The sequence below is a fragment of the Spiribacter sp. 1M189 genome (genome assembly GCF_040838345.1).
Classification (GTDB): Bacteria; Pseudomonadota; Gammaproteobacteria; order Nitrococcales; family Nitrococcaceae; genus Spiribacter; species Spiribacter insolitus.
This window is the reverse complement of sequence record NZ_JBAKFF010000001.1, coordinates 1,817,148-1,833,928: the sequence shown is the minus strand read 5'-3', so window position 1 is coordinate 1,833,928 and position 16,781 is coordinate 1,817,148. Positions and strand designations below refer to the sequence as shown.

Annotated in this window: 18 protein-coding genes; 6 read left to right on the top strand and 12 right to left on the bottom strand. The window is 65.9% G+C overall.

Annotation, left to right across the window (positions count from 1 at the left end; all coding sequences use genetic code 11):
- Window positions 1-33: 33 nt before the first annotated feature.
- Both V6X30_RS09265 and V6X30_RS09260 read left to right on the top strand, forming a co-directional pair.
- Window positions 34-477 carry a VOC family protein gene (locus V6X30_RS09265; protein WP_367984364.1) on the top strand — a complete coding sequence of 148 codons (444 nt, stop codon included), beginning with the start codon at window positions 34-36 and terminating at the stop codon, window positions 475-477.
- Complete coding sequence (locus V6X30_RS09260; RefSeq protein ID WP_367984363.1) at window positions 477-989, top strand: TspO/MBR family protein; 513 nt, start codon at window positions 477-479, stop codon at window positions 987-989. The genes V6X30_RS09265 and V6X30_RS09260 overlap by 1 nt, the downstream gene beginning before the upstream one ends.
- Before the next feature lie 30 nt (window positions 990-1,019).
- On the opposite strand, the gene V6X30_RS09255 is transcribed toward V6X30_RS09260, so the two are convergent.
- On the bottom strand, window positions 1,020-1,979 hold the full coding sequence (locus V6X30_RS09255; protein ID WP_367984362.1) for a LysR family transcriptional regulator: 960 nt from the start codon (window positions 1,977-1,979) through the stop codon (window positions 1,020-1,022).
- A gap of 107 nt (window positions 1,980-2,086) precedes the next feature.
- On the opposite strand from V6X30_RS09255, the gene V6X30_RS09250 reads away from it, so the two are divergent.
- Window positions 2,087-2,254, top strand: coding sequence for a hypothetical protein (locus V6X30_RS09250; RefSeq protein WP_367984360.1), 168 nt, complete (start codon window positions 2,087-2,089; stop codon window positions 2,252-2,254).
- On the opposite strand, the gene V6X30_RS09245 is transcribed toward V6X30_RS09250, so the two are convergent.
- The 10 genes from V6X30_RS09245 to V6X30_RS09200 all read right to left on the bottom strand — a co-directional run bounded on the left by V6X30_RS09245 (window position 2,251) and on the right by V6X30_RS09200 (window position 14,144).
- Entirely contained in the window at window positions 2,251-2,577 is a 327-nt protein-coding gene (locus V6X30_RS09245) for an AzlD domain-containing protein (protein ID WP_367984358.1), read from the bottom strand. The two genes, V6X30_RS09250 and V6X30_RS09245, sit on opposite strands and share 4 nt — an antisense overlap.
- A complete protein-coding gene (locus V6X30_RS09240; protein ID WP_367984357.1) occupies window positions 2,564-3,256 on the bottom strand; it encodes an AzlC family ABC transporter permease in 693 nt (230 codons plus the stop codon). The genes V6X30_RS09245 and V6X30_RS09240 overlap by 14 nt, the downstream gene beginning before the upstream one ends.
- Window positions 3,257-3,269: 13 nt before the next feature.
- Window positions 3,270-3,869: a glutathione S-transferase family protein gene (locus V6X30_RS09235; RefSeq protein ID WP_367984356.1), complete on the bottom strand. Its 600-nt coding sequence runs from the start codon at window positions 3,867-3,869 to the stop codon at window positions 3,270-3,272.
- 9 nt (window positions 3,870-3,878) lie between these two features.
- Window positions 3,879-7,019 (bottom strand): efflux RND transporter permease subunit, encoded by a 3,141-nt coding sequence (locus tag V6X30_RS09230; RefSeq protein WP_367984355.1) that lies wholly within the window; start codon window positions 7,017-7,019, stop codon window positions 3,879-3,881.
- 5 nt (window positions 7,020-7,024) lie between these two features.
- Window positions 7,025-8,146, bottom strand: a complete 1,122-nt coding sequence (locus V6X30_RS09225) for an efflux RND transporter periplasmic adaptor subunit (RefSeq protein ID WP_367984354.1) — start codon at window positions 8,144-8,146, stop codon at window positions 7,025-7,027.
- A gap of 88 nt (window positions 8,147-8,234) precedes the next feature.
- Complete coding sequence (gene ribA / locus V6X30_RS09220; protein WP_367984353.1) at window positions 8,235-8,888, bottom strand: GTP cyclohydrolase II; 654 nt, start codon at window positions 8,886-8,888, stop codon at window positions 8,235-8,237.
- A gap of 13 nt (window positions 8,889-8,901) precedes the next feature.
- Entirely contained in the window at window positions 8,902-9,861 is a 960-nt protein-coding gene (locus tag V6X30_RS09215; RefSeq protein ID WP_367984351.1) for a glutathione S-transferase family protein, read from the bottom strand.
- Between the two features lie 4 nt (window positions 9,862-9,865).
- Window positions 9,866-10,474 carry an NAD(P)H:quinone oxidoreductase gene (gene wrbA, locus V6X30_RS09210; RefSeq protein WP_367984350.1) on the bottom strand — a complete coding sequence of 203 codons (609 nt, stop codon included), beginning with the start codon at window positions 10,472-10,474 and terminating at the stop codon, window positions 9,866-9,868.
- A 56-nt stretch (window positions 10,475-10,530) separates the two neighbouring features.
- Entirely contained in the window at window positions 10,531-11,826 is a 1,296-nt protein-coding gene (locus V6X30_RS09205; RefSeq protein WP_367984349.1) for a glycosyltransferase, read from the bottom strand.
- The gene (locus V6X30_RS09200) at window positions 11,823-14,144 is read right to left on the bottom strand and encodes a glycoside hydrolase family 15 protein (RefSeq protein WP_367984348.1); all 2,322 of its coding nucleotides are present in this window, start codon (window positions 14,142-14,144) and stop codon (window positions 11,823-11,825) included. Before V6X30_RS09200 ends, V6X30_RS09205 begins: the two co-directional genes overlap by 4 nt.
- A gap of 108 nt (window positions 14,145-14,252) precedes the next feature.
- Between V6X30_RS09200 and folE the strand changes: the two genes are divergently transcribed.
- The 3 genes from folE to V6X30_RS09185 are packed head-to-tail and all read left to right on the top strand — an operon-like array spanning window position 14,253 to window position 15,868.
- Window positions 14,253-14,816, top strand: coding sequence for a GTP cyclohydrolase I FolE (gene folE, locus V6X30_RS09195; protein ID WP_367984347.1), 564 nt, complete (start codon window positions 14,253-14,255; stop codon window positions 14,814-14,816).
- Complete coding sequence (folX, locus tag V6X30_RS09190; protein ID WP_367984346.1) at window positions 14,813-15,190, top strand: dihydroneopterin triphosphate 2'-epimerase; 378 nt, start codon at window positions 14,813-14,815, stop codon at window positions 15,188-15,190. The genes folE and folX overlap by 4 nt, the downstream gene beginning before the upstream one ends.
- A 30-nt stretch (window positions 15,191-15,220) precedes the next feature.
- Window positions 15,221-15,868 carry a LysE family translocator gene (locus tag V6X30_RS09185; protein WP_367984345.1) on the top strand — a complete coding sequence of 216 codons (648 nt, stop codon included), beginning with the start codon at window positions 15,221-15,223 and terminating at the stop codon, window positions 15,866-15,868.
- 22 nt (window positions 15,869-15,890) lie between these two features.
- Here the strand turns inward: V6X30_RS09185 and V6X30_RS09180 are convergent, their stop codons facing one another.
- Window positions 15,891-16,733: a universal stress protein gene (locus V6X30_RS09180; RefSeq protein WP_367984344.1), complete on the bottom strand. Its 843-nt coding sequence runs from the start codon at window positions 16,731-16,733 to the stop codon at window positions 15,891-15,893.
- Window positions 16,734-16,781 lie beyond the last annotated feature (48 nt).

The following is a 16,781-nucleotide window of genomic DNA, read 5'->3' as shown; positions in this document are numbered from 1 at the left end:
AACGCTATCATGGCGTTTTGTGCGGAGGGGACCATGCAGTACCTGCACACGATGGTACGCATCAGCGATATCGACGAGTCACTCAAATTCTACTGTGGGCTGCTCGGCATGGAAGAGATCAGCCGGCGCGAGAGTGACAGGGGCCGGTTCACGCTGATCTTTCTTGCCGCCCCGGCGGATGTCGACCGGGCCCGCTCCGAGGAACGGGCTCCGATGCTGGAGCTCACCTACAACTGGGATCCGGAGGAGTACACCGGCGGTCGCAACTTCGGTCACCTGGCCTATCGCGTGAACGATATCTACGGCACCTGCCAGCGGCTGATGGATAACGGCGTGATCATCAACAGGCCGCCCCGCGATGGTCATATGGCCTTCGTGAAATCGCCTGATGGCATCTCCATCGAGCTGCTACAGCACGGCGATGCACTCCCATTGCAGGAGCCCTGGGCATCCATGCCCAACACGGGGAGCTGGTGATGGCAGCCGCCGCACAGCGCCCCATGGACGATCGACGGCGTGACCTGATCGGCCTGGGGGGCTGGACACTGCTGGTGGTCATTACCGCGATGGGCGGTATTCTCAGCCCGCCCGGCGAGTGGTACGCCGGCCTCCAAAAGCCGCCCCTCACGCCACCGGACCTGCTCTTTCCGGTGGCCTGGACAATCCTCTACGGATTGATGATCGCCGCCGCGTGGCAGGTCTGGCGACGTACAGGCCTGGTCGCCGGCCTGGCGGTGCTGCTGCCCTTCATTGCCCAGCTGGGTGCCAACGGGCTGTGGAGCATCCTGTTTTTCCAATGGCATCGCCCGGATCTGGCGCTGGTGGACCTGGTCGTGCTCTGGGTGCTGATCGCTCTGACCATGCTGCGCTTTCGGCGCGTGCACGCACCGGCTGCCTGGCTGCTGGCGCCCTACCTGATCTGGGTGAGCTACGCCGCCTACCTGAATATCGGGGTGATCCTGCTCAACGGGCCGGCGCCGCCGGCCTGATCCGTCAGCCCCTCAAGCGGATCATGCGCGTCATCCGCGCTCGATACGCTCCTGCCATTCTGCCTGGGTAAACTCCAGGCCCTCCCGCTCCCAGGGCGGGACCGGCGTGAAGACCTCCACAAGGAAGTCCACGAATGCCCGTACCTTGCGTGACAAGTGCCGGCGATGCGGGTAGAGAAGGAAGTAGGCCGAGCTCTCGTGAGGATACTGCGGCAGCACCGGGACCAGGTCGCCCCGACGGATGGCGGGCATGACCAGCCAGGTGGAAAGCCGGGCCAGGCCCACACCGGCGAGCGCCGCTTCATACAGCGCATCCGCCGTGTTCGCCCGAAAGTTACCACCGACATGCAGCACACGGTGACCCTGCTCAGCATCCTCGAAAGCCCAGTCGTTGAACTGCGAGACCTCATAGAGCGTCAGGCAGTTATGCTCCAGGAGCTCCTCCGGGGTCCGAGGCTTGCCATGGCGCTCGATATACTGTGGTGAGGCACAGATGATGCGGCGGTTGACGCACAGGCGCCGGGCAATCAGCGAGGGATCCTCCATCTGCTCCCGCCACTGAATCGCCACGTCGATGCCCTCCTCGATGAGATCGACCTGACGGTCAGTGAGCTCGAATTCGACATTGAGCTCGGGATACCGCTCCAGGAAATCCTGGATACGGGGGAGCACCTCTACCCGGCCGAAAGCCACCGTGGCCGCCACACGCAGGGTCCCGCGCGGATTCTCGTTGAGCGCGGTGACCGCTTCCTCGGCCTCTTCGATTTCCTGAATGATCCGCGAGCAGCGATCGTAGTAGGCGTGTCCAACCTCGGTGAGACTGACCCGGCGCGTGGTGCGATTGAAAAGCCGCACGCCGAGCCGGTCCTCGAGACGGCGGATCTGCTTGCTCACCGCCGAGGGGGTGAGATCGAGGTCTCTGGCGGCGGCGGAAAAGCTACCCTTGTCCACCGCCCGCACGAACATGTGCATTTCCGCCGCTCGATCCATGGCCTACCTTTTCCTCTACGTCATGAATTGTGTGCCAATTAGCCGGATTATCTCATCCTGGGCACAGAATACAATTCTCCCAACATCAAGACTGTTGGGAGGTCAGCATGAGCCCTCAGGAAGTCCACAGCATGAGCACCGATGCCGCCATTCGCCAGGCTGAGATCATCCGCAGCGCCTATATCGCCGGCGCCTGCAAATCGATGGTCCGGCGCATCCGGGCGCAGCTTGCCGACCGTCAGGCTGCCCGTCATGGCCTGCCCAGTCACCACTAGACCGGCATCAGGGCACGAAGAATCCATAGCACGGCCATACCGGCGACCAGCGTGGCAATCGTCCCGCGGGTCCACCAGGCCACAGCGCCCGCCACCGCCCCGGCGATCAGCCGGGGCGTATCCAGCGTTCCATCCGCCTGCCATTGCATGAGCCCAGGCAAAACCAGTGCAGCGAACACCGCCGGCGGCACATAATTGAGCGCACGCCGAACCAGATCGGGCATCCGCAGCCCGCGCCCAAACACCAGGAACGAACCACGCCAGGCGAACGTTCCCAGACCGATCAGGCCGATCACCCACCAGAGCGGATCAATCGCTGCCACGGCGCCCCTCCGAGACAACGCCCGCGGTGATGCCCGCCAGTGATGCCAGGGTCAGCCCGAGGCCAGCGGGCAGGCCGCTGCCCAGGACCGACAGGCTGCCGGCCACCACGGCGGCAATCATGCCGGGCCGGCTATTGATGGACATCATCAGCAGGGCCAGGAAGATCAGCGGCACAATAAACCCGAGCTCCCATTCCGGTGGCATGGCCGTCCCGGCCCAGTACCCGAATGCAGTGGATAACTGCCACACCACCCATAGCGGTATCCCCACCCCCAGGTAGAACCAGTGGGTGAACCGGCCGGAACCCTCCGTCATGACCCGTGAGATGGTCAGGGCATAGGCCTGGTCGGTGAGGATATAGGCCACCAGCGAACGCCAACCCGGCGGCAGATGCTGGAAATGAGGCGCGAGGTGGGCGCTGTACATCACCATGCGCAGGTTGATGATAAGCGCGGTGATCACCACCAGCGGGACGGCAGCGCCGGCATCGATCAGCTGGAGGCTGGCGAGTTGCGACGCGCCCGCAAAGACGATCATCGACATGCCCATGGTCAGGGCCGGGCCCAGGCCCGCATCGAGCCCGGCCACGCCGGCCGTCATACCGAACGGCATGATCGCGGCCACCATGGGAGCAACGGCCTTCAGACCGGCAGCCAGTGCCTGACGACGTGGCGACATCAACACCGCTCCCTCAGCGAGTCGGTGGCGCGGTTTCGCTGAAGGACCGCCGCTCCCGGAGCCGCTCCAACCAGGCGGCCACCGCTGGAAAACGGGACTGCCAATGCACCTCATCGGCAAAGCGAAATGTCACCCAGTCGAGGGCGACGGCACCAGCCAGATCGCCCAGATCGGGGTCGCTGGTGCGCTCCGAGGCGACCCTCCCGGCAACGCCCTCCACGGCGCGATGCAGGGCCTCGGCGCGACGGCGCGCCAGTGGCGTGCCGGGGTCACCATAGCGCCGCTCGGCAATCACGCCGGCACCACAGTCGAGGCAGCCCAGGGCCTCGCCCAGACGCGCATGCACCGGCTCCACGGCGTCCCGGGGAATCAGCCGCGGCTCCGGGAAGCGACGCTCCAGGAAGAGCACGATGAGGCTGGCCTCGGTCAGGACGTGCCCGCCGGTGGTCACCAGCGTGGGGACACGGCAGGCCGGATTGACGGCCAGCAACTCCGGCGGCGAGGCCCACGGATCGACAAAGCGATAGCTCACCCGCTCATCCAGCTGCTTCTCGGCAAGCGTGATGCGCACAAGACGTGCATACGGCGATGTAGGTGACGTATAGAGCTCCATATGACCCCCTCAGGCGGGTTTGAGACGGTGCCGCCAGCGCGTCATGGCCTGACGGGCGTTGTATCCCAGCATGAGCAGACAGGGTGTCAGGATGAGCGTGAGTACCGTCGCGAAACTCAGCCCCCCGGCAATGGTGGCCGAGAGCTGCGCCCACCACTGCGTGGAGGGGGCGTTGAACTCGATGCTGCGGTTGACAAGGTCGACGTTGAGCTTGAGCACCATGGGCATCAGGCCGAGCACGGTGGTGACCGAGGTCAGCAGCACCGGCCGCAGACGCTGCGCGGCGGTGCGCAGGATCGCCTCGGGGACCGGCATGCCCTCGTCGCGCAGGGCGTTGTAGGTATCGATGAGCACGATATTGTTGTTCACCACAATCCCGGCCAGCGCGATCATGCCGACGCCCCCCATCACGATACTGAACGGCCGCTGGGTGAGCATAAGCCCAAGGAGCACGCCGGCACTCGAGAGCACGATCGCGGAGAGGACCAGCAGCGTCTGATAGAGGCTGTTGAACTGTGTGACCAGAATGATGCCCATCAGGGCGATCGCCACCACGAACGCGGTGGACAGGAAGGACTGGGCCTCGCGCTGATCCTCATCCTCGCCCTTGAACTGAACCATCACGCCATCGGGCAACGGGTTTTCCGCGAGGGATGCCCGCAAGGCCTGGATCCGCTCATCCACCAGGCGCCCCGCCTCAACATCGGCATTAATGGTCAGCACCCGCTCGCCGTTGATGCGCTCCAGGGTGCCGGTCTTGGCAGCCGGGACAAACGCCGCGAAGTTGCTGATCGGCACCTGGCCATATCGCGTCGGCACCCGCAGCTGCCCGAGGCTGTCGAGGCTGCGGTCCTCCACCGGAAAGCGCACCCGGATGTCGACCTCGTCATCGGCGTCATCCGGCCGGTAATCCGCGATCTGGACGCCGTTGGTCACCAGCTGCACGGCGTTACCCACCAGCTGGACATCGGCGCCGTAGCGTGCCGCCTTTTCCCGGTCCACACGCAGTGACCACTCGATGCCGGGGAGCGGCCGGTTATCCTCCACATCGGCGAAGCCACCGAGCTCGTTCATACGGGTCCGCAGGGCCTCGACGCCCGCCTCAAGCCGCCCCGGGAGACCCGCCACCTGCAGCTCCACCGGCTTGGCCTGGCCCGGTCCCTGCTGCTGCTCGGTGATCTGCACCCGAATCCCCGGAATATCCGCCACGGCCGCACGGATATCCTCGATGATCTCCGCGGCGGGCCGGCGCTGCGTCCAGTCGACAAAATCGAGCTGCACGACGCCAATGGCATCGCGGGCCAGGGACTGGCCGCCGGTGCGGGTGGGATCGGCGAAGGTCCGCGCATAGGCGTAACCGACCTCATCGAAGCCGGCGAGCCGCGATTCCACCGCCCGTACCAGTTCATCCTTCTCGTGAACGGAGAGATCGCCGCGGGCCTGTACCTGGATGCGCGCATAGTCCGGTTCGGTGGACGGGAAGAACTCCACGCCCACGCCAAAGCGTCCATAGGCAATGTAGGTGGCCACCACCACCGCCAGCATGAGCAGCAGGACCGTCCCCGGCATGCGCAACGCGCGCCGCAGAAAGCGGACATAGCCACCGCTGAAGCCATCCAGCTCGCCGAGATCACCGCTCTCGGCGATGCGAATACGGCGGTGATGGCTACCCTGGGTGGTCTCGCTGCGGGCAAACCATCCGCCAAGCACCGGGATGAAGATAAGCGCCATGGCCAGCGAGGCGGCGAGCGTGACAATCACCGTAATGGGCAGATACTTCATGAACTGGCCAACGAGCCCGCCCCAGAACAACAGCGGCACGAACACCGCGAGGGTGGTCACGGTGGCAGCAATGATCGGCCAGCTCATGCGCTGGGCGCCGTAGCGATAGGCCTCCAGCGCCGACCAGCCCTCGGTCATGCGCCGCTCGGCCAGCTCCACCACGACGATGGCGGCATCCACTAGCATGCCCACCACCAGGATGAGACTGAACAACACCACGATGTTCATGGTGTAGCCCATGGCGTACACGGCAAGGATGCCGGCCAGAAAGGCCCCCGGAATCGCCAGGCCCACCAGCAGTGCCGGGCGCCAGCCCATGGCCGCCACCACCACGATCATGACGAGCACCACCGCGGTGAGGACATTGTTCTGGAGGTCCCGCAGCATGGTGCGGATATCCTCCGAGCGATCCTGGAGGTAGGTCACTTCCATGGCCTCGGGCCAGTCCGCCCGCATGCCTTCAACAATGCCCTGGACCTGGTCATTGACCTCGATGATGTTGGCGCCGACGCGCTTGGAGACCTCCAGCGTGATCGCCGGTTCGCCGTTGATGCGGGCGAATTCATCCGGGTCCTTGAACGTCCGCCGGACGCTGGCCACATCCTGGAAGGTCACCACGCGATCCTCAGCGACCTTCACCGGCAGACTGAGGACGTCGTCCATGTTCTCGATCACACCCGGGACCTTGATGGACAGACGCCCGGCGCCCGTGTCCAGGGCACCCGCGGCGATCAGGCGATTGTTGCGGCTGACCAGGTTGAAGAGATCGGCGTAGGAGACGTCGTAGGTCTGCATGACCCGGTCATCCACCGCCACCTCGAGCAGCTCCTCGCGATTGCCGCCGATATCAGCCTCCAGCACACCGGGCAGGGATTCGATCCGATCCTGCAGGTCCTCCGCCGCATTGATCAGGGCCCGCTCCGGCACAGGTCCGGACAAAGCGACCGTCAGCACGGGAAAGAGCGCGACATTGACCTCGTTGACACGGGGTTCTTCGGCTCCCTGGGGCAGCTCGGAGCGGGCGATATCCACGCCCTCGCGGACATCATCAAGCGCGCGGTCGGCATCGAAACCGGCGTCGAACTCCAGCAGCACCGAGGCGAAGCCCTCGGTCGCCGTGCCCTTGATTTCGTTGATGCCCTCGATGCTGGAGAGCTCGCGCTCCATGGGGCGCACCAGCAGGCGTTCCGCATCCTCCGGCGAGATGCCCTCATAGGCCATGGAGACGTAGATGACCGGGATATTGACGTCGGGCTCGGCCTCCTTGGGGATGTTCTGGTAGGCGATGACGCCCATGCCGATCACCAGCAGCAGGATCAGCGTCACTGACCGGCTGCGGCTGAACGCGGCGTTGATCAGCGCGCGCATATCGGTCAGCCCCCGCTGATGGCTGGCATACCGCCACCCCCGGGCGGTTCGGTGGCGAGACCCGGCGTACTGCCTGCCTCCACCGGATTGACCGTCTCACCGGCACGAACGAAGCCCTGGCCCACCGTAATCAGCCGGATCTGATCCGGCAGCCCGCTCACCCACACGCCATCGCGCTCAGCCCGAACGATATCCACCGGCCGGAAGGTCACGCGGTTCTCGCTATCCACCGTCTTGACGCCCACCTCGCCGGTGGCCTCCAGCGACAGCCAGGCCGGACTGAGGAAATGGGCCTTGACCGGATCGAGCGGAATGCGGATCGTGGCGCTGACGCCGGCGGGTAATCGATCGGGGTTGGGGGCACGGACCTCGACGCGGAAGGTCCGCGAGCCACTCTGCGCGGCATTACTGATATAGGTGATCTCGCCGCTCAGTTCATCGCCGGTGGCCAGCGAGATCTGCGCCTCGCGCCCTGTCTCCACCTTGCGGATATCCTGCTGAGCGACCTGTGCAACCGCGATCAGCGGATCGGTATCGACCAGCCGGGCGACCGACTCCCCTGCGCGCAGGTAATCACCCACCTGCACCGGCCGCGACTCCACCTCTCCGGCGATCGGCGATGCAATGCGGGTATCGCGGATCTCCTTCTCGATCTCAGCCAGACGGGCCCGCGCGGAGTGCAATGCGGCCCGGGCCTCCTGCACGGCGATGTCCGACTGAAAACCGTTGCCCTGAAGACGCTGGGCCGCCTCGAAATCGGCCTCGCGCTGGGCCACCCGGGCCCGAGCCTCCTCACGGCGGGCGTCACGATCACCCATGGCGAGTCGCACCAGCGTATCGCCGGCGGCCACCGTGCTGCCCTCCTGGACAAGCACCTCGGCGACCTGACCATCGGTCTCGGCCCGCAGGTCGACATCCTGATCGGCGCGTGTCTCGCCCTGGTTTTCCAGATACCGCTGCACCTGGCTCGCCTGGAAGCTCGCCACCTGCACGTCCATAATCGCCGCCCCGCTGGAGGCCGGCGCGGTCTGCGAGACGGACTGGTCAGTCCCGAGCTGGCCACTGAGCATCCACGCGGCCAGGACCAGCGCCACAGCGAGGGCGATCAAATAGGATTTAAGATTCACGACGCCTCCACTCGGGCGGCCTCCATAACGCGAACCGAAATGCTACAGGTAATCGACAGCGCGGGCGCCGCTGCGTTTGTGACGCAGATCAATTCCCGCCGGAAGAGGGCGGATCCGTCGACTCGTCGAAGTGGTGCCCGAACTTCGCGGCCTTGGTCTCGAGATAGGCATGATTATGCGGATTACGGCCGGCCAGGATGGGCAAACGCTCGACCACGACGACCCCCGCGGACTCGAGGCCGGCCACCTTACCGGGATTGTTCGTCATCAGACGCAGGCGTTCAACGCCCAGCGACTCGAGCATGGCCGCCGCGACGCCGTAGTCGCGGGCATCCGGGGCGAAGCCCAGCGCCTCATTGGCCTCGACCGTATCCGCCCCTTCCCGGTCCTGCACGCCGTAGGCGCGGATCTTGTTGAGCAGACCGATGCCCCGGCCTTCCTGCCGAAGATAGATGATGATGCCCTCGCCGGCCTCGCCGATGCGGCGCATGGCCGCCTCAAGCTGCGGCCCGCAGTCGCAGCGCTGACTGAAAAGCGCATCACCGGTCAGGCATTCGGAATGGACGCGGACGAGCGGCGCACTCGACCCGGCCGGGTCGCCCATCACCAGGGCGACATGCTCACTGCCATTGGCGGCCTCGAAACCATGAATGCGGAACTCGCCCCAACGCGTTGGCAGGCGGGCCTGTCCGGTCTCACGGGCCTTGGATCGTTCAGTGGTGCGGGCGGCTTCGTGCGTCATCCCTATAACGATATCACGCACCCCGAGCATGCGGCGCATCGAGGTCGAGGAGTGGCCCAACGGGAATGACCCCGGTGGGATTGATCATCGGATGGCTCGTGTAATAGTGCCGCTTGATGTGATCGAGACTGACGGTGTCGGCGACCCCGGGCTGCTGGTAGAGATCGCGCAGGTAACCGGAGAGGTGAGGATAGTCGTCGATACGCCGCAGGTTGCACTTGAAATGCCCCACATACACCGCGTCGAACCGCACCAGCGTGGTGAACAGCCGCCAGTCGGCCTCGGTTATGCCTGCTCCTGTCAGATATCGCCGCTCGCCGAGGACTGCCTCGAGCTCGTCAAGCGCGGCGAAGAGCTCGGTGACCGCCTCCTCGTAGGCACCCTGCGCCGTGGCGAAACCCGCCTTGTAAACACCGTTGTTGACCGCGTGATAGATCCGCTCGTTGAGCGCGTCGATGTCCGTCACTTTGTCTGCAGGATAGAGGTCAAGCCCGGTCTTTACGCCCGGCAGGCTGTCGAAAGCGCGATTGAACATGCGCACCAGATCGGCGGACTCGTTACTGACCAGCGTCTCCCGCTCACGATCCCACAGCGCGGGCACGGTCACCCGGCCTGTGTAGTGCGGATCGGCCTTCTGGTAGAGCTCGTGCAGGTAATTGAAGCCGAACAGCGCATCCTCGGTCGCGCCCGGATAGCGGCCGTCGAAATGCCAGCCACCGCTGCCCATGTAGGGATGCACCACCGAGACGCCGATATGGGGCTCCAGACCCTTGAGCCGCCGGACGATCAATGTCCGGTGAGCCCAGGGGCATGCCAGGGACACGTAGAGGTGGTATCGCCCGGAGGCCGGCGGATGATCGCCATCCGGGTCGATCCAGTTCCGGAAAACCGTATCGGGGCGCTCGAAGCGCCCCCCGGTGGATTCGGTGTCGTACCACTGGTCATGCCAGACACCATCAACCAGCAATCCCACGGCGCTACTCCCCGCCCGCCAGCCTGGCGGTGATTTCAGCCACATGACGGCCCTGGAAACGGGCGATTTCCAGCTCGTTGGCGCTGGGCTGGCGGCTGCCATCGCCATCCGAGAGCGTGGTCGCGCCATAGGGCGTACCGCCGGTGACCTCGTCCATGCGCGTCAGCGCCTTGCAGGAGTAGGGCACGCCGACCACCACCATGCCGTGGTGGAACAGGGTTGTCTGAAAAGAGGTGAGGGTAGTCTCCTGGCCGCCATGCTGACTGCCCGTGCTGGCGAAAACGCTGCCCACCTTGCCAATCAGCTTGCCACTGGCCCAGAGCCCACCGGTCTGGTCGAGGAAGTTGCGCATCTGGGCGGCCATGTTGCCGAACCGGGTGGGCGTGCCAAAGATGATGCCGTCGTAGTCGGCGAGCTCGGCGGGCTCGGCCACCGGTGCGGCCTGATCAAGCTTGGCACCGGCCTCCCGGGCGACATCATCCGGCATGAGCTCAGGGACCCGCTTGATGTCCACTTCCACGCCGTCGACGCCGCGCGCACCGTCGGCGACCGCCTCGGCCATGGTCTCCACGTGCCCCCAGGTGCTGTAGTACAGAACGAGTATTCGGCTCATGACATTCTCCTTTGTGATCGAGCGTGAGAGGGAAGACAAACCTTGCATGCAGAGGTTCAGCCGCCGCGATCCGGCTCGCCCTCACCAGTGAGCGCCCGACCGGCGGCCCGGGCCATGCCCCGGATCACAGACCATTCCGCCTGCACGCGTCGCAGGCTGCCATGCCAGGCCTCGCGGGCGTCATCGCGGGAGTGCCCGCGATCCTCGGTGTCCGCCAGGCTCCGGCGATAGAGATCAAGCGCCCCATTCGCGCAGCGGGTGATCGAATAGGCATCCGCGGTCTGCGCCAGCGATGCCTGCATCCGCGAGCGCGCCGACCCCTCGATGGCCAGCAGACTCTGCAGCCGATCGGCAAAGGCTCCGGTATCCGAGTCAGCGGGCAGCAAGCGCCCATTCTGGGCGTTGACGACTTCCCGCGCTCCCGGTGCGTCGAGGGCGACCACGGGCACGCCGGCCGCCATGGCCTCGGCGAGTACCAGCCCCTGCGTTTCGGTGTGGGAAGCGAAGGCAAAGACATCCATGGCGTCATAGGCATCGGCAAGCCCCGGCAGGGCAAGGGCTCCCGGGCGATGGAGGCGCCCGGCGATGCCGGCCTCGGCAAACCGCGCCTCCAGCCCCTCGCCGGCAGGCCCCTCGCCCACGACCAGGCAATGGATGTTCGCATCCTGGATGGCGGCCTTGACCATGGCCGCGCCCAGATAGTCGAGGTTCTTCTCCTCGGCGAGCCGACCGACATGGCCAATCACTCGGGCCCCTGCGTCGATACCGGCACGCTCGCGGAAGGCCTCGCCATTACCGGCCGCAAAGGCGTCGCGGTCGATGCCCGTGGGGACCACCTCCACCGGTGACTCGACGCCCCGCGCACGAAGCACCTCGGCAATGCTGTCGCTTGGCGCGATGACCCGATCGGCGCTGTTGGCATAGCTGGTGGAGAGCTCGACCACGAAGCGCTTGAGGGCCGGCGAGTCCCCCGGCACGTAGTGGGTGTAGGCCTCGTACATGGTGTGGTGGGTAAAGATCAGCGGGCAGCGCCGCTCGGTGGCCACCCGCATGGCGGTGGAGCCGATCAGAAAGGGATGATGGGCGTGAATGATGTCGGGCTCGAAGGCATCCAGGGCTTCATCAAGCCGACCGGGTACCGGCAGAACCACCGAGAAATCACTGCCATTGAAATTCTGCAGGGCGGGAATGCGCACCACGTCGGGTTCGTCCACGGGCATGTCCGGAAAGACCGGCGCCACAACGAGCACCCGATGACCCTGATCACGGTAACCCTCGGTAAAGGCGGACACCGAACGGGCCACTCCGCCCACGTGGGGCAGGTAGGTGTTGGTCATCATGACGATCTTCATGCGCGTTCTTCCGGCAGGTGAACCTCGCGGGCATCACCCGGCAGTGCGATGGCCGCCCGTCCGGGGCGCTCGACTCTGATCCATTCCGGCCCCGTCCCGTCAATTTCCCAGTAAAGCCGGTGGCCACCCGCCTCCAGCGGCTCCGCCTGCACCGTTACGCTGCCGAATGCGGTGGGCGTTGGACCAAAACCAAATGGCGCCCGGGCCGCCAGCCAGCGGGGCTGAATGCCGGCGCCCAGCACCAGGCCGTCGGCTTCCTCGCGGCAGAAGGCATTGCGCATCATCGTGACCCACTCCGCCGCCGCCCAGACATGCTGGCCATCGCCCATGCAGCCACCGCCGGTGCGTGGATGGATCGCCTCCGGCCACTGGCCCGTGGGGCTGGCGAGCGAAGCCACCGCATCGATAAGGGTCAGACCCTCCGGATCACCAGCGCGCAATAATACCTGAGCCAGATGCAGGGTGAGATAGGCGTTGATGCCGGAGTGGATCATCTCCTGAAAGAATCCGCCATTCACCCGATGAGCCCTGAGCAGATAATGCACTGTCCCCAGCAGGCGCTCGTCGTCGGGCGCCAGCGTCTGCAGAGGATAGCCGGCCGCCAGCGAACCAACGGCACCGGCATCCATGCGACGCAGCGGCGAGGCCGGCAGCATCGGAGCACCGAGCCGCTGCTCGTCCGCGTCCTGCGCCCGGCGCAGGCTGGCGGCCAGATCGTCGGCCTCGCGCTCGATCCAGTCGGCAAAGTCGTTTTCCTCCTCGGCGCGCATCAGACGCGCCGCGGCGCGCAGCCCACCCAGTGCCCACTGGTCATCCCAGTAGTAGTAGTCATTCGGGCCGAGATGCTCGGCGCTGAAACCCGCCGGCAGTAATCCGGCCTCGGGACGCCCGGTATCCGCAGGCAGCCGCTTGCGCGCGATCCACTGCACGCCCCGGCGGATCACCCGGCGCCATTCGTCGGCGTCGGCCCCGGGTGGCCACTTCCCGGTCAGCTCGTGGTAACGCGCCACGATCCAGAGCGCCTGGCCATTGGAATCCCACTCGCCCTCCTGACTGTGGAAATACCCGGTGGCGCGGGTCTGGCGCGACGGGAAGTGGGCCAGGGCCCGTCGGCCGCGACCGATCAGACCGGCACTGAAAAGCCCATGGATGATGAACGCGGCATCCCGGAACCAGAAACGCCGATAGGTGTAGGGCCCGGGGTAGATGTCTTCGACGGAGTGGAGCAGCAACGTCCGCAGCGCCGTGTCGTAGAGCCTCTGGAAGGCCGGATCAGGCACATCCAGTCGCGCGGCCGGCGCCAGCGCCTCGGCCCATGTCTCTGCCTGGGCGGTCACGTTCTCATCCGGGAGCGGGAGCGGGATCGATACGTTGAGTTCCGCCACTTCCCCCGACGGGATCTCGAACTGCGCCGCTGCCGTGACGAGGCCCGTGTCGCAGTCAATGCGCGTGGCCTCGGGTGAGCCGTCGGGTCGCTCCAGGGCCAGCGCCAGGGCGACATCACCCGTCTCATAGTCGGATTGGTCGATGCGCTCGGGGCGCCGGCTGAACGCTACCGTCGCCGGCGGCGTTCCCGGTTCACCGTTGCGAACACGCCACTGCCAGGCAGGGCCGTCAGCGCGATCATCGAGCGGTTGCTGATCAAGCCGGTGGATAAAGCTGATGCCCTCCGGGTTGTACGGTCGCAGGGCGATGGCGAGTCGCCCGCCTGACTCGGCGGCTGCCCGGTAGCGGCATTCCAGGCGGAAAGCATCCCCCTGGCGCACGACGTGCGCACGGCTCTCCAGCCACAGTCCGTTCTGCCGGGCGCGGGTCACCACACAAAGGTCGTCGTCGCCGATCTCCAGCCACTGATCGACGTCATCCAGACGCGAGGGGTACAGGGTCTCGCCGCGACTGCCGAGCACCCAGGCGTCCAGCGACCAGCCGTCATCCAGCGGCGTCACCAGACCGCGGGGGTCGACGATGGGCAGCGCCGCGCAGTCCGGCCGGCCGACCGCCGTCCAGTTACGGTGGGTCAGATTGACATGGGTGATGCTGAACGCCCTTGGCAGGAAGGCAGCACTGGCCGGGTCGAACTGCTGCTCGATCCAGTAGGGCCAGACCCAGTCCAGATTGTGCTGGATGACCCGCGTGTTGATGAGCCCGCGGGCATGGAAAATCATGCCGGCTCGCAGCAGCTCAATGGGCTCGGCCACCTCCGAGGGCTGTCCGAACCGGCGCAGGCGGGCCATTACCGCAAGCGGATCGAGGAACCCCTGGGAACGGGCCGCCCGCCGCAGCAGCCAGCGCCACGGCAACCATCGCATAATCGCCATCAATCGCATCAATCGACACCTTTTCGGTCGAATTCATGACACACCTGTGTAAGATCCCTGTCTTAACGCCGTCATAACGGCATCCTTCCAATCGAACGGAGATCGATGATGAATCCCGATCTGGACCATCATTTTGAGCAGATCATCCGCGGCCTCGGCGAGGACGTCGAACGCGAAGGCCTCGCGAAAACGCCCTATCGAGCCGCCCGGGCGATGGAATACCTCACTCAGGGTTATCACCAATCGCTGGATGATCTGGTTAACGAGGCAATGTTCGAATCGGACAATGATGAAATGGTCATTGTTCGCGACATCGAGTTCTATTCGCTCTGCGAACATCATGTGCTGCCGTTCTTTGGCCATGCCCAGGTGGGCTACATCCCGGATGGGCGGGTCATCGGCCTTTCGAAGATCGCGCGCATCGTCGACATGTACGCCCGGCGCCTGCAGATCCAGGAGAACCTCGCCCGCGAAGTGGCCGAGGCCCTGCAGCGGGTCACCGGCGCGAAGGGCGTCGCGGTGCAGATGGACGCTCAACACATGTGCATGATGATGCGCGGTGTGAGCAAGCAGAACGCCGAGATGAGCTCGTCGGTGATGCTCGGCACCTTCCGCGAATCGGTGTCGACCCGCAACGAGTTCCTGCAGCTGATCCGGCGGCGGCCGGCATGAGCGAGGGGCTCACCCGACCCCTGTCGCAGATCCATATCAAGGATCTACGCCTGCGCACCTTCATCGGCTTCAATGACGAGGAGCAACGCAAGCGCCAGGACGTGGTGGTCAACATTCGCATCGACTACGACGCCCTGTCCGCGGCACGGGGCGACGAAGTGGCCGAGGCCCTCGATTACAAGACCATCACCAAGCAGGTGATCGCGCATGTCGAGGACAATCGCTTTCTGCTGCTGGAAAAGCTGGTCAACGACCTGGTGGAGATGGTCATGGCCCACAACCCCGCCCGCCGTGTCGAAGTGGAGGTGGACAAGCCGCACGCACTGCGCTTCTCCGACTCGGTTTCACTGACCATGTCGGCGAGCCGCGACTAAGGCGGCCATGCAGCGGCCGGGCGGGGACGCATGACGTTCGCGGCATGGCTGTCACTGCTGGCGATCTGCCTCCTCGGCGCCCTGTCACCCGGGCCGAGCCTCGCCGTCGTCATCCGCAATACCGTTAACCGCGGCCGCGGCGCCGGGATCACCACGGCGCTGAGCCACGGGATGGGCGTGGGCGGCTACGCGCTGGCGACATCCCTCGGCCTGGCGACGGTCATCGCCGCGCAGCAAGCCCTCTTCAATGCCATCACCCTGGCCGGATCAGCCTATCTGCTATGGCTGGGGGCGAGTGCCATGCGGGGTGGGCGCGCGGCGGGCTCCGATGGGCGCCCGGTGCCCCCCGGGCCCGGCCCGGATGCGGGCCGGCAGCCGGCCGGCGGGATTGCCGCGGCCCGCGACGGTTTCACCATCGCTTTTCTCAATCCCAAGATCGCGCTCTTCTTCCTGGCGCTGTTCAGTCAGTTCGTATCGGCCGACGCCGGCGTTGTCGAGGTCGCCATCCTCGCCGGCACTGCGACGGTGGTGGATGCGGGCTGGTATGCGCTGGTGGCGATTGGCCTGACGGCCACCGGGACGACGACCTGGCTGAGGCGCCATGGCGTGTGGATCGAGCGCATCACCGGCGCGGCGCTGGTCTTTCTGGCCCTTTCCACCGCCGCCAGCACGCTCTAAGCGCAGGCATAATGCGCGGCGATCAATGCGCCATCAGCACCGGCAGGGTCATCTCGCCGAGGATGCGGCGGGTGGTGCCACCGAGCACCATCTCGCGGAAGCGCGATCGGCCGTAAGCCCCCATGACCAACAGATCGGCATCGCTGTCCGCGGCGGCGGATAGCAGCGCGTCGGCCACCGGGATCTCGCTCCTACCCTGGCTGGAGGCCTCCACCGGCACGCCGTGGCGGGCGAGATGGGCGGCGATGTCGGCGCCCGGCAGATCGCCATGACGGTCGTGCGGCCCGTGCTGACTGCCAACGACCACCACCTGCACATTGTCGGCGCGCCGCAGCAGGGGCAGCGCATCGCTCACCGCGCGGGCCGACTCGCGCTCGCCATCCCAGCCGATGATCACCCGTCGCCCGATCGGTCGCCGCTCCCAGGCATAGGGCAGGGCGAGCACGGGGCGACCCGCCATAACCGCCGCCTGTCCGGGCAGATCGGCGGGGATCAGGTCGGCCGGTCGGTCGGGATCCACCTGGCCGAGCACCAGCAGATCGGCATACCGGGCCTGCATGGCGATGACATCCACCGTGCTGCGGTCCACCCGCAGGTCCTCCACCGAGCGCCACTCGGTGCTGAGGCCGTGATGCCCGCTGACCTCGCGAAACACCTGTTCAAGCCGACGGTTGCGGGTCTGCCAGGCCTCCCGATAGCGCTCCAGTGCCTCCGGCGGAAGGTATTCGGCATGGGCCGCGAGCGGTTCCGCCACGGCGAGGCCGATGAGATGGGCCTCATGGGCGGCGGCCAGATCCGCGGCCGAGGCCACATGATCGGCCTCGTGGCCGTCATCACTCAAATAGACCAGGATATCCCGAATCATGGACCTCTCCCCTATCGTTTAATCCATCCCGGAAACCAGCCTAACGCT